At 43.6% G+C, this 13,019-nt stretch carries 10 protein-coding genes; 1 reads left to right on the top strand and 9 read right to left on the bottom strand.

The annotated features are described in order from the left end of the window. Positions 1–5: 5 nt before the first annotated feature. Both nirB and AC1VYS_RS15355 read right to left on the bottom strand, forming a co-directional pair. Positions 6–2,447 carry a nitrite reductase large subunit NirB gene (gene nirB, locus AC1VYS_RS15360; protein ID WP_482910427.1) on the bottom strand — a complete coding sequence of 814 codons (2,442 nt, stop codon included), beginning with the start codon at positions 2,445–2,447 and terminating at the stop codon, positions 6–8. A 307-nt stretch (positions 2,448–2,754) separates the two neighbouring features. Then, positions 2,755–4,731 carry a sigma-70 family RNA polymerase sigma factor gene (locus tag AC1VYS_RS15355; protein WP_482910426.1) on the bottom strand — a complete coding sequence of 659 codons (1,977 nt, stop codon included), beginning with the start codon at positions 4,729–4,731 and terminating at the stop codon, positions 2,755–2,757. A 481-nt stretch (positions 4,732–5,212) separates the two neighbouring features. Here AC1VYS_RS15355 and AC1VYS_RS15350 point away from each other — a divergent pair, with 481 nt between their 5' ends. Beyond that, entirely contained in the window at positions 5,213–5,842 is a 630-nt protein-coding gene (locus AC1VYS_RS15350) for a hypothetical protein (protein ID WP_482910425.1), read from the top strand. Between the two features lie 567 nt (positions 5,843–6,409). On the opposite strand, the gene AC1VYS_RS15345 is transcribed toward AC1VYS_RS15350, so the two are convergent. From AC1VYS_RS15345 to AC1VYS_RS15315, 7 genes are all read right to left on the bottom strand, one after another. Continuing rightward, the gene (locus tag AC1VYS_RS15345) at positions 6,410–7,237 is read right to left on the bottom strand and encodes a class I SAM-dependent methyltransferase (RefSeq protein ID WP_482910424.1); all 828 of its coding nucleotides are present in this window, start codon (positions 7,235–7,237) and stop codon (positions 6,410–6,412) included. A gap of 297 nt (positions 7,238–7,534) precedes the next feature. Further along, complete coding sequence (locus tag AC1VYS_RS15340) at positions 7,535–7,669, bottom strand: paeninodin family lasso peptide (protein WP_482910423.1); 135 nt, start codon at positions 7,667–7,669, stop codon at positions 7,535–7,537. A 373-nt stretch (positions 7,670–8,042) separates the two neighbouring features. After that, the gene (locus AC1VYS_RS15335) at positions 8,043–8,699 is read right to left on the bottom strand and encodes a YkyA family protein (RefSeq protein WP_482910422.1); all 657 of its coding nucleotides are present in this window, start codon (positions 8,697–8,699) and stop codon (positions 8,043–8,045) included. 39 nt (positions 8,700–8,738) lie between these two features. Then, entirely contained in the window at positions 8,739–9,632 is an 894-nt protein-coding gene (locus AC1VYS_RS15330) for a polysaccharide deacetylase family protein (RefSeq protein ID WP_482934377.1), read from the bottom strand. A 306-nt stretch (positions 9,633–9,938) separates the two neighbouring features. After that, a complete protein-coding gene (locus tag AC1VYS_RS15325) occupies positions 9,939–11,057 on the bottom strand; it encodes a stalk domain-containing protein (RefSeq protein WP_482910419.1) in 1,119 nt (372 codons plus the stop codon). A 45-nt stretch (positions 11,058–11,102) separates the two neighbouring features. Then, positions 11,103–11,987, bottom strand: coding sequence for an anti-sigma-V factor RsiV (gene rsiV / locus AC1VYS_RS15320; protein ID WP_482910418.1), 885 nt, complete (start codon positions 11,985–11,987; stop codon positions 11,103–11,105). Beyond that, positions 11,987–12,499 carry an RNA polymerase sigma factor gene (locus AC1VYS_RS15315; protein ID WP_482910417.1) on the bottom strand — a complete coding sequence of 171 codons (513 nt, stop codon included), beginning with the start codon at positions 12,497–12,499 and terminating at the stop codon, positions 11,987–11,989. The genes rsiV and AC1VYS_RS15315 overlap by 1 nt, the downstream gene beginning before the upstream one ends. Positions 12,500–13,019: the final 520 nt, after the last annotated feature.

The raw sequence follows: 13,019 nt of genomic DNA, 5'->3' as shown, positions 1-13,019 counted from the left end.
TGTTTCTAGTCCTGTTTCGTAGAGATACTAATCTCTTCAAACATCCTTTCCCTTAAATTCGAATTATTCAGGATTTCACTCCAAGGTTCCTTCACCTGCGCCAGAGCGACCTCCATCCGCTCAGCCAAAACCCGGCGGTTATTCAGATCATTGACTACAGCTTCCGTGACGGATTCCAATCCCATCCTTTCAATCCATTCCGAGGTCCGCTCCAGATATTTGCCTGTCTCCCGGTAATGTTGCATGAACGCGGCGACAATCTCCAGAAGTTCTTCATCTGTTCGCACCTTACACAGCAGTTCAGCAAGTCGGGCTTTAATTCCGCCATTACCGCCAACGTAAATTTCCCAAGCTCCCTCATTACCGACGATCCCAATATCCTTGGTTGTTGACTCCGCGCAGTTACGCGGACAGCCGTTAACGGCAAGCTTGAACTTGGCCGGCATATCTAACCGCTCGAACTTCTTCTCAAGCATTATTCCCATCGCCATCGAATCTTTCGTACCAAAACGGCAGAACTGTGATCCCACGCATGTCTTGACCGTGCGAAGCGCCTTCGCATACGCATAACCGGACGGCATGCCAAGGTCCTTCCAGATCTTTGGCAGGTCCTCTTTTTTGACCCCAAGCAGGTCCAGCCGCTGACCACCGGTTACTTTAACCAGCTTGACGTTGTATTTCACCGCAATATCAGCAATAAGTCTGAGATCGTCCGGAGTGGTTACCCCGCCGTACATCCGCGGCACAACGCCAAATGTTCCATCCTTTTGAATGTTCGCATGCATCCGTTCATTTACAAAACGTGAATCCTTCTCGTCCACATGCTCAGTTGGCCAGATCATACCCAGATAGTAGTTCAGCGCAGGCCGACATTTAGAGCAGCCCTCCGGGTTATCCCATTCCAGCGCATATCTTACTTCTTTAGATGTGATCAGCCCCTTTTCTTTAATCGCCGTCACGACTTCATCTCTGCTCAGTGTGGTACAGGAACAGATTGCTTCCTGTTTCGCCGCCGCTGAATCATACTTGTCCCCGAGCACATATTGAAGAATCTGCTCTACAACCGGTCGGCAACCTCCACAAGAACGCGATGCACTTGTGGCCACCTTGATTTCTTCTACCGTGGTTAATCCTTTCTCGTTAATGGCATCCACAATGTGTTTTTTCGTCACACCATTACAACCACATACGATTTCCTCATCCGCCAGCTCTGCGGCCGTATTCTCGGTTTCGACCGAGGCTTGTCCCATAATCGCATGATGAATGGCTTCTGTCATTACAGTGCCTGTTCGAATCCACTGTTGCAGTCGGGAAGATTCCTTTCCGTCACCAATCAGAACACCGCCGACGATCCGTCCGCCGCGCAGGAGCACTTTTTTGTAAATACGTAACCAGTCATCATGCATCCGCACGATAGACAGTCCTTCTGCATCCATAAACTCACCAGCGGAGAACACGTCTACACCAGATATTTTGAGTTGAGTAGATACCACAGATCCTTCATACGGCTTCGTATCCACTCCGCACAGATGCTTCGCAAGGACAGCTCCCTGTTCAAATAGTGGAGCTACGAGCCCATATGTAATGCCCCGATGCTCGTTACACTCCCCTACCGCATAAACATCCGTTGCTGAAGAACGCATATAATCATCCACAAGAATCCCCTTATTAACCACAATGCCGCTTTTCTTGGCTAATGCAGTGTTTGGTCGAATTCCCACCGCCATGACTACGAATTCTGCATCCAGCGTCGTTCCGTCGGTAAAACGAATACCGCTGACCCGGTCATTTCCCAGAAACGCCTCAGTCTGTTTGCCGGTAGCAAATTTCAAACCTTGGCTTTCCAGCTCTGCCTGAAGCATCAGTGAGGCGGTATGATCAAGCTGACGTTCCATAATCTCCTCAAACAGATGGACCACTGTCACATCCATCCCCAGTTTGAGTAGCCCCTTGGCAGCCTCCAATCCGAGCAGACCCCCACCAATAACAGCAGCCTTCTTGTACTGATCTGCTGCATGCAGCATGTTTTGGCAATCTGCGATATCTCTGAAGCCTACAATACCCTCTTTATCTATTCCTGGTACCGGAAGCATAAACGGATTGGAACCGGTTGCAACAATGAGCTTGTCATATGGAACCTCCATACCATTGTCTGCCTTCACGATTTTTTGTTCCGTATCAATATGTGTTACAGTCGTTCCGGTATATAGCTCTATTCCGTTCTCTAAATACCAGTTCCTGTCATTCAAAATGATGTCTTCAACTGCTTTACTCTTTTCTAGCACATACGATAACTGAATACGATTGTAGTTGGGATAAGGTTCACTCCCAAATACAGTAATCCTGTAGGTGCTGGGCGCCAGTTTTAAGATCTGTTCCACCGTGTTAATCCCAGCCATCCCGTTACCAATCAAGACTAAATGCCGACGTTCTTGTACTTTTACCATGCAGAAACCTCCTACTTATATATTCCTATCGATGACAAAGAAAACTTGTAACCTACTAAACAACAAGAATGCAATTGAACCATTTTTGGCAGTATTTATAGTATTTATATCAAAGTAGGGTTATATAGGGCAACTCTTATTTTGATTTTTAACAAAATAATCACCTGCCCGTTAATTAGTATATGTTCTTGTCCATTCCGGCGATCGGTACAAGTTCTTGCCCCTCGACAATATTGTTTTTATTATGGGAGGTTGGTGTCCATTCTGGAATGGACACCAACCTCCTTCCAATGCTGTTCTACGTTTATCAGTAAAAAGTATTTTCGTATAACTTCCCCGTATGCGCATCAAGTACTTCAGGCGTCCGCTCGTGCTCGCTACCAATCATTCGATATACTAGTTCGTATGGGGCCTCTTCTGTTCTAGCATTGTGCATCCGTTCCCATTGCAGACGCAGCTTGGTCTGTGCCGTCCATCGATGGATGGCTGTCTGGGAATCAAATGAAGGTACGGTCTCTAGTTTCTTTAACTGTTCTGGCCTTATGGAGGGGGACATCAAACTTTTGACCCTCCCATTGGAGCGGTCAACAGCTAGTTGATAGCATTCATCCCTGACAGATACGTCTTGAACATATACACCAAAGCGAATGATTTCCAAACGATCTTCGTCATTGGTCTCTTCAGTTAGAAGCTTGAGATACGGCAACATTTCGGCTGCTAATCCTCGGACATAGTCCACAGCTACTTCTATACATGCGTCTCGATCCCAGGTTAATGGAGCTAGTTGATCTGGCTTACCATGCGAAACAAAGTCAATCAATTGTCCGGTTTGGCTGTCTACTCGCGCCTTGACCGCTCCCTCCATCTGATCAGCCCAATAGGCCTTCCAAGACCGGTCATTCTTGGCTGGACGTTCTTCATTCTGTTGCTTCCATACCATTAACTTGGTGTTCGAGTCAATATTGTCGTCTTGTACTAACTGAAATTGGTCGTTGTCTACGCCAATCCACTCTTCTAGGCTTCGCGCGGGCGGGAACTCACCTGACCACTCGTCCAGAGTTCTTGGGTCAGAGGGGACAGCTTCTGCCCTATAGGTTGTCAGAACTTCCTCCTGTGATGATGCATTATAGATGAGTCCTCTACTTCGAGGGGCGTAAACAAGATGGACCTGATCGTCACCATCCGTGTACACTGCCTTGTCCAATTTGCAATATTCCACATGTAGCAAAAAATTCGCCTTCATATACGCCATCTGTTTCTCTTCTGGTGTGATCATGGTTGGGAGTGCCGGCCCTGTAACGGTTCCGTAGTACCTAAATCCGACCACGCGACCGCTGGGATGAACCATAATCATGCATCCCGTCCCAGGAAGCGGCAACCCCATCGCCTTCTGCTGTCGTGTGTACCCAAACATCCCTTCCATCCACTCCATCTCACAATACGGAAAATCACGCATTGCGCCGGGATAATGATCTTCCAGGAATTGCTCTGCCTGCTGTTTGAGCTTCTCCTCAGATAGCCTTGTCTCGTTGTCCAATGAGGTCCAGGAAATGGAATAGTCTATCAAGTTGCCGTCCTTGGAGAGCGTAGCAGAAACGGCGTCATCACTCCCTGATTTAACCCACAAAAATCCCACTTCACCTTTCCCTGTTCCCCTAATGGTATTCTCTTGATAGTCATTGACGATCAGATCATAATCCGGTGAAACGGCAAACTGGTGCTCTGCTTGTTGTCTTAACTGCAGGCGTAATGTATCCAAGTCTCGTTCGAGAAAATCTTGAGCCATTTCGTTGCGCAAATGTTCCAGCCCCTTTCGTAATTGTGTTTTTACAGTACCTAAGGGCATATCCAGGAGATGGGCGATTTGCTGCTGGGTCAGGTCCCTCTTATATTTTAAGAACAGGAGCTGACGCAGCTTCGGATCCAGACTGGCCAATGCACGCTCCAGATCCAGGGTTTGATCGATATCGTTAACGGCCGCGTGCTCGTGAACCTGCGGGTCATCGCTCAGGTGAACACGCTTGGATTTCTCCAAATAATTGAGCGCCCGGTTCACCACAATTCTGGTAAGCCAGCTCTCAAACGCTTCGGCTTGCTGCAGCGTGTGCAGTGACTCATAAGCCTTAACAAGGGCATCTTGAACTATATCCTCCGCATCTTTGGACTCTCGTACATAATGGCGAGCCACTCGGTGCAGCTTATCCGTTCGATCCTTTATAAGAGAAACGAAGGCATCGTGATCTCCGTTTTGTGCGGCGTTGATTTGTTGCTGTGCATCGATCATTGTCGTTCACCTCCTGTTATATAGACAGCTAACTCACGGATTTGGATTTTATTGATGTAAAATCATTCTTTTACTTGGCTTAATTTATTTCCTTTGCTATCAGTACATTTAGATATACAACTAATCAGTAATCGAACTATGTTCTTGTTCTTCGACAATCCCGTGTGCAGCCACTATTTTGTTAAGTTCACTTCTTTCCTACACTTTCATTGCCTATTAAGCCTAATTTTTTGTTATATTAATTAGTGATGGAGAGAACATATCATTTTTAAAATGAGGTTTTCTTTGCTAATCATAGTACAATTCTGCTTTTTAGTGTTACAAGTAGAATATCCTATATTTTACTTCCAAGCATATAAAATCTAGTCACTCGTCTGCTCAAGTGCTGAGAATTACGTTAGGTATATCGATCTTTGTGTCTAAGACCCAAGCTACATATATAAAGCTTTATGTTTAATAAAGATTAATTATGAGGTGAACAATGAACAGAACATTAGATCAATTGCGATACATCGAAAAATATGAAAGTTGGGAAGGGTCATTGGAGGTTAAAGCTTCGGTAGATTTATTTAATACGGAGATATATTCGCTTAATACGTATATCGATACTAAAAATGCACTAACCACGGAAGATCTAAATACAATTCATTTTGTTAAAAAGCATTTTCACGAGATATATACGATCTTCTTAAAAAGTTTGTTGGAATGGCAATCCTACGGGGTTTCTTATGAGATATATGATGAACAAAATCACTCGTTTGAATCGATTTATCCTAAAGAGATAGAGGACCTCCATTCATATGTAGGTCTTCCTTTACTTCAGATTCTGCATGACCATGCTAAAGATGGGCATTCATACTATTCCCTTAATTTTAACAAAAACTGCAGAATTTCTATTGAACATGGCTTTACAGCCCTATTCCATAAAAAAGAACTCATCGATCTCTCCCCTTCTGATATTGATTCTGTAATCAGCGGACTTCAATATATTGAACCCGATTGTTCACAGTGGGAAAAAGGTTTTTGGAGGTTAAAACCAAAACTTGAGAATAGTCACTACGATGAGCCTGGAGTGATTAGAAACAGGTGGATCAGCGGCCTTTTTGATTAACGAGCAATATTGATCGTAGAATTGTTAGTCATCCTAAGAGCATTAAATTCTAAATACCAACTGCTTCATTATCACTCAATACGAAGGGTAATGTTAACAAGTCAGTATCTTCTAAACACTTTCATCACTCTTATCCTCTCACCGTATTGCTCTGCATTGTTGAGTTGTGTTGCTGAAGCTTTTTCATGCCCTGGCAGATAGGTTACTTTACTCTTGGTATCCAAAATGCTTTCTCAATTTTTTCAAAGCCTAGCTGAGAATAATATTCCATAGCAGTCGGTGCAGAGAGTAACAATAAAGCTACTTCTTCTTCTCATAAATGTTTCCGCAAACATTCAACAAGCTCTTTTCAGGCAATTGGTACAAGTTCTTATCTCAATCTAAGGACATGAACTTGTACCGATAAAATAAAAAGCCGCTAAATTAGCGACTTCAATGGGTATATGTTTTGTCCCACGACAACGGGACCTTTTTACAACTTTTCGTTTACTGCTTTTTTTAAACCAATGCTTGCCCGCGCAAAACCGTAGTTTGCTTCGTTACGAATGTTCGAGTTCTCTACCGTAACTAGTTCGGAAAATAACTTTTTCGAAGTACCACTACGATATCTGTCTGAGGCACAAATAAATTATAATTCGTTACATGCACTTGTCTCGTTTCGGTTACGGATTCAATCTTTAATTCAGGAGGAAGACAGCGCTCTATGTGAGTAATTAATGTTTCTTTGGTAAATCTCCAAATTACACCATCAATCGAAGAGTTCGCCATATAACCACCATCCGTTACAGAACCCGAAAGAGACTTGAGTATAACCGGATCCGTAATAATAATTGATCCACCATCACGTAACAATCTGCTGCTCTCAATGAAGGCTTTTTTGTGATGACGAATGTGATGAAAGCTTCGTGCAAACAAAATCATATCACAGCAATGTTCAGGTAAAGAAGTCGGCTTATCAATGAAGGCATGGATATAGGAATTGAACCTTCCCCACTTCTTTCCAAGTTTCAGCGCATTTAAATTCGGATCCATATTGAGAAAACGAATATCCTTCTGCTTGCGAAGATACTTGTTCAGTAAACCTGTACCACAGCCCACCTGAAGAACATCGCCCCTTAAAGGGGGTAAAACTTTGTAGACATTATGAGGAATAGGGAAGTTCTGAACGTACATGGCTAATTCGTAGAGAATCGGATAACGCTCTTGTAATTGAACTAATTTACTGGTGTAGAAAGGTTTCCGCTTTTTGCGACGTTTAAAGTCCCATTTGTTCAAATAGTAGATAGGGCTTAATAACAAGAACAGAATAATAAAAACTCCTTGGACGCCATAAATTCCAAGTGTACTAAACAGACCATTGGAATTATGAGGCATCATTTGTTTAGAAGTATTCAAAATGATCACTCCCCTCTCATAGTGCTATAAATGATGTGGAACCTGTCTAACATAACAAATGAATCCGATATAGAGTTTAATGCGTCAAAAAATACATATATACTTTCGGTAACCAATGCTTTCTACCAAATGACTTACGAAGCGGAGGGAATCTGATCAATGCATCACCATGATTTTGTTGAAGTTGCTTATGTATATGAAATTGAAACATATTCTTGTCCCTCATCTTAGCATCGAAAAAGCCGCCCACAGGCGACCTTTTGAGCAATAATATGATTTTTAATTTGAAGTAGGATCTCAGGACGGATCATATAGGTCTGCATCATGTTCTTCGATCCAATCAATTTGTCTGTATCCATAGCCAGCCATCGTTTGCTGCACATCCAGCACCTCTAATTCCGGTGTCACCCAAGTCGTTTTTTTCTTTTCCATCGGTCATTCCCTCCTTTCTCCAAAACTGGAACCAAGATGCGAGCACCTGTACATTACTTGCGCGATACAAACTTTCTAGATACGATATGTATCTTTGTGAAAATTATAAGACACAATACGTATCGAAGTAAACAAATATTTCATCCTTTTTTATGGTTAAGTATTTACCTGTAGCGCTACTGACCCAAGTTAAAGCTCGCTCACCTTTAGCTCGCTTTTTATTTTAGACATATATCTAATCGGTAATCGGACTATGTTCATGTCAATTCCGGCAATCAGTACAAGTACTAGTCCTTGGCTGGGAACATGTTCTTGTACCCATTCTACCCATCGGTTCATGATCTAGCATGGGAGTTATCGATCTTAATTTCGCTCATCTTTCTTGGCTTTGCTTCATAAGCTGCTCTTGAGTACTGTTAAATGTCTGGGTCAGTAAGTTGAACTTTTCTTGAATTTTACTCAATTTGTCATATAGAGCATTTCTCTTTTTAATAGCAAGTTTGATTTCTTTAAGATCTGTTTTAGTACGCCCTCTCATAGATCCGTACACTTGCTCTTCAGCATCCAAACCCAATCCATAAGCTTCAATAAACATCTGAAGCGTTTGGTTTCTTGACTCATATTGTTCGAGAGATTTTTCCGCAAGAGAAAGTGTTTTTTCTTTTTCAAACGAAAGTTTCAGCAGGGATTGTTGAAGTGATTTCGTTTGTTCATCTGCCTGCTGCCTAGCTTTTTCTATTTGTTCAAGAATAGTTCTTCGCGCCTGTACATGAGTTTCCACTTGCTCCAGCAACCCTGTTACATTACTGTTTTTCTCTCTCCCTTGCCTCAGAATAAAATTGTATAATTTCATATCTTCTTGTTCATGATTTGAAAGGGACTCCAGAGATTTGTCGATCGCCTGACTATTTTGAGCTAGATGATTAATCTGATTGACCGCTGGCTCCTGAGGCTCTCCACATCCGTTAAGTAGGAGAAGAAATAAGGTAATAAGAACAGCATATATCCGTTTTTTACTTGTGATTTTCACCGGTTTTCCCTCTTTTACTGATAGTTTATCTAAGTTAAATTACAAGCGAGGATCGTGGCTGAAATTAACAACCATATGCTCATTCGGATTGTAAACCTCAAACTCATAGCCTTTTGCTCTCAGTAGCTTTAGAATTTGTGGCAGAGCTTCTACAGTCTGTTTCCGTTCATGCATCAGAATAACTTCTATATCTCGGTGTGCGCCTCTTTCTATCCGGGATATAATTTTATTGGGCTGGCCGGGAAGGTTCCAGTCAAGTGAGTCCGTTGTCCAGTCCCACATTTTAAACCCTGCTGCCGCGATATCCCCTCTAAATGCCTCACCAATCTGTGGGCTGCTTCCATAAGGCGCACGTATCAGATGTGGTGTATATCCAATCAATGCTTCGACCTTATTTTGCACTTCTTTAAATTCATTCAAAAAGTTGTCTGAGCTGCCGCTCTTATATAACTTTTTATAACTATGTGTCATACTATGCAATCCGGGATAACTGCCTTCTTTCACCAAACGTTTCACCGCTTCCGGGTAGTGATCCAGATTCTCTCCAACCATAAAAAAAGTAGCTTTAGCATGGTACTGGTTCATAATGTCCAGCAATTGCTCCGTGTATTTGCTAGGGCCATCATCAAAGGTAATATATGCTACTTTGCTGATTTGACCCAAGAATCTCGTCGGTTGCTCTTTTGAGTCTGGCGAACCCTGTATGAACCCTAATTGAACAGGCTCTTTAATAACAGAAATGGGTGGCAGTTCAACCATCGTCTTTATCCAATGTGTCTTACCGCTGAATACATGCGTAGTCCCCATGACAAGGAGAATCAAACCCATAAGTACCAAACTTAACTTTCCATAACGAATCTTCCTTCTTCGTTTGCGGCTTCCACCGCGAATTGCAATTCCATTCACTTGTGTTGATTCATGATGTAATTTCAAATCCTGTACACGTCCTATCATCTCGTAATTATGCTAACTATTAATCTATGAACTCGTTCTTACATAAAATTCATAGAAAAATTCGCCGGTAACCTTCAATTGCAATTGCCTTACGGAAACAAGACGGGCGAGTTGTTTGAAAAGTTTGATTTTTCAATTAGTAATTTCAACCACTGTGATCTTATCTGTGATTGGGCATGTCACAAGCCCCCAACAAGAAAAAAAAGACCGCTGGCGCAAATTCTTGCGGGCGGTCTTTGCTGTGATCGAATATGAGGGCGGACAGAAAAGCAGGAAAGCGCGTTTTTAATTTTCTGCGTTGCAGATCGTGATCTGACCCTGCTTGTCTTGGATGACCTTCAATTTCAGAATATCGGACAGGAATTCCAGCGGCACGTAGAGGTATCCATTTTTCATTTCCGGTACCGCCCCGAGCTTGTGGGGAGCATTTTTTCCAAGAAAATAGCTGTCCTTGTTCAAGCTGATGGAGCTCCAGAGGGCTCCTTTGGTAATGTCGGTGGTTTTGCTTTTGCCATTCCAAGTAACGTCGTAATTCAGCTGGCGTAGCACGCTGGCTAAAGGAATCATTAGCTTCCCGTCTTTGCCGATGTAATGCTTGCTGGAAGGAATGATCGCTTGGACAGCTCCGTGTACTTTATTTTGGTCCGGTAGCTTCACGGCAAATTCAGGAGTGCCGGTCGATCCCGGAGCGATGCTGTATTTTTGGAACACGATGTGTGCATGGCCGTCCTTCACGTAAAAGCTTTGCTCTGGATCTACGCCCTGAAACCCGTTCTCCCCTTTAAAATAAAGATCTTGGTCTGCAGCGATTGCGGATTTAATATGCGCATCCAGAATGGATGAGTACTTACTGCCAAACAGGTCTTCAAGCTTTACGCGCTTGGCCTCGGCTTTATTCGTGAAATTGTACGTGTCGACAAGTGTCTCCGGATTATTCATGCCGGTCCCCTCCGTGGTGATTTTAAGGGAGACCAGGCCGTTGTCCGAGCCGTCCGATGTCAGCTCATATTGGATCAACAGCTGGTAGGGGTGCATGGTGTAGCCATTCTTTTTGGCCAAGGTGGCTGCTTCAGCGGCGGCCTTTTCCCATTTTTCAAGATCATTGGAGGCATGGGATTCAATGATAGCATTCACCTCATCCTGATATTTGGTGTCCGCGAGTCCTTGGAATACGGGAATGGTGATATCCGTCTTCAGCCATTTTTCAGATGATTGGAGTTTCTTGCTTGTCACCATCTTCGTGGCAAGGTTGGGAGCCATAATCTGTCCGTTGCCGGAAGCGGCCTTTGCCTGTACATAGACATCTGCGGAAGAGAACCCGGGAGCAGACACCATCAGAATGCTTGCCAAGCCAGCTACGGCTAAGGTTTTAGTCCATTTTGTTGTATATTGTTTCGTTTTCATTGTAATTACCTCCTAGTGATTAAAAAAGATTTAGTCGTACAGTGGTTATTGAACATACTTATTGCTGACGAGCAATTCCTGAATCGCCTCTGTCGGAATCGTAAACTCGACAACGCCCATGGAGCCAGGTGCTACGTCATATTCATTGAAGCTGATGACCAGCTTGCTGTCCTGATTAATGTAGAAATTCTGGTCCTTCGCGATGCTGCGGAACAGATCATCCTCTGGCATATCCGCCTCGGTCCCCGGCTGCTGAACCCAGTAAACCTTGCTTGGGTCGTCCTTCATCTGCTGACGCATTTGCTCTTTAATATTGTCGCTAATCACTCGAATATAGCGTTCATCGCTGAAGAGGCTCGGCAGCGTGATGACGATATGGTTCACTTTATCGATGGTATCGTATTTGCGGGATTCAGCGGAGGAACCGGCTGATTCAACGACATAACGAGAAAGGGTCAGCAGCCGATCCGTATCGGTGACGACTTCATAGCCGCTTTCCAGCCCGAGATGGCCTTTCCCACCTATTTCCAGCTGGGCCACTTCATCCTTGAAGCCTTCATACAGCTTCTTGTTTTCCTCCATATATTTGGAATTTAGGGACTTTTCCAGTTCAGAATCGCCGGTACCGACAATGCCGGGCGTTTTAATATGCACATCGGTGTTTTCGTTCTGCTCGGCATATTCCCGGATGGTGATCACCTTGACAATCTGTCCGAGCACCGGCACTTCAGATAGCGCCTTGGCGAAGGTCGGGCTAGCGTTTACGCCGACAGACAGCAGGATGCAGGCAGCTGCAGCGCTTACGAGCCAGGGCATGGCCTTTATTTTTGTTCGCCGGGAAGCAATCGTTCTGTTCACCATCTCATTTAATTCATCAGGAATAGGAATGGACTCATATTCCTGTTTCATCCTATTTAGCTTATCATCCATTATCGTCTCTCCTCTTTTTGTTCTTCCTCGCTCATGTTTACCCGAAGCTTCTGCAGTCCTTGATAGAGCCTTGTTTTCACGGTATTGAGATTCTCGTTGAGCACATCGGCAATTTCTTCGATCTTCATATCTTCAAAAAAGCGAAGGATAATCAAAATACGGTATTTTTCCGGCAACTCATCCAGTGATCTTGCCAGATCCAGATCGGCATAATGATCTTGGGTGCTTGGAAGCACAACCTCCAGTTTTTCTTCGTCCATAATTTGGACTTTTTTCTGTTTTCGTATGAAATCCAGGGACGTTGTCACGATGATCCGAAAAAACCAGCTCTTTAATGAACCCGTATTCTTCAGGTTTTCGATGGACATGAACGCTTTATGGATGGCATCCTGTACGATGTCGAGGGCATCCTCTTTGTTGCGGACATAGCTGTAAGCCAGTCGATATGCACTTTCTTGGTTATCGGTGATACATTGAATTAGAAGCTTTTCCAGCTTCCGGCCGACTCTCATCTAATCAGACACTCCTTTGGGCCCGCGCGGGTAACCATCAATTGCAATTGCCTTACGGAAGCAAGACGGGCGAGTTGTTCAAAAAGTTTGATTTGCAATGAAAAATATCAGACGCTGTGATTTTGTCTGCGATATGGCGGGCCAAACAAGCGGCTCAACAACTAAAAGACCCCAGCTTTACCAGGGTCCTGCGCTAATTTTTATTCACTTTTATATATTCGGATATGTATTGCGGAATTATGCCCACCGAAGCCAAACGAACTTTTTAGCGAAAAAATACTAACTGATTAAGTCATGTTCTTCTCTTTTTTGTGGGAAATTCCATAATGCAAACCAATCATAAGAATCCTTTCCCTTCAGGAGCTTCACCATGTCGATGAGATGCACCTCACCATGATTTTCCCTCAAATGGCTGAATTGAATGTGAATGTATAAAGGAGTTTTTCTGTAAACTGTATAACTTACAAGAGACATTATACTCGTTCAAACTGAATCCATTTACTTCATATCCCAACTTTAT

Source organism: Paenibacillus sp. G34 (assembly GCF_056856875.1).
The sequence above is the reverse complement of the archived record's forward strand: the minus strand, read 5'-3'. Positions and strand labels throughout refer to the sequence as shown.

Excerpts from the sequence above, each read along its gene's own strand:
- AC1VYS_RS15350 (WP_482910425.1), top strand. The coding sequence starts at position 5,213 with ATGAACAGAACATTAGATCAATTGCGATACATCGAAAAATATGAAAGT.
- AC1VYS_RS15355 (WP_482910426.1), bottom strand. The coding sequence starts at position 4,731 with ATGATCGATGCACAGCAACAAATCAACGCCGCACAAAACGGAGATCAC.
- nirB (WP_482910427.1), bottom strand. The coding sequence starts at position 2,447 with ATGGTAAAAGTACAAGAACGTCGGCATTTAGTCTTGATTGGTAACGGG.
- AC1VYS_RS15325 (WP_482910419.1), bottom strand. The coding sequence starts at position 11,057 with ATGAAAACGAAACAATATACAACAAAATGGACTAAAACCTTAGCCGTA.
- AC1VYS_RS15340 (WP_482910423.1), bottom strand. The coding sequence starts at position 7,669 with ATGGAAAAGAAAAAAACGACTTGGGTGACACCGGAATTAGAGGTGCTG.
- AC1VYS_RS15315 (WP_482910417.1), bottom strand. The coding sequence starts at position 12,499 with ATGAGAGTCGGCCGGAAGCTGGAAAAGCTTCTAATTCAATGTATCACC.
- rsiV (WP_482910418.1), bottom strand. The coding sequence starts at position 11,987 with ATGGATGATAAGCTAAATAGGATGAAACAGGAATATGAGTCCATTCCT.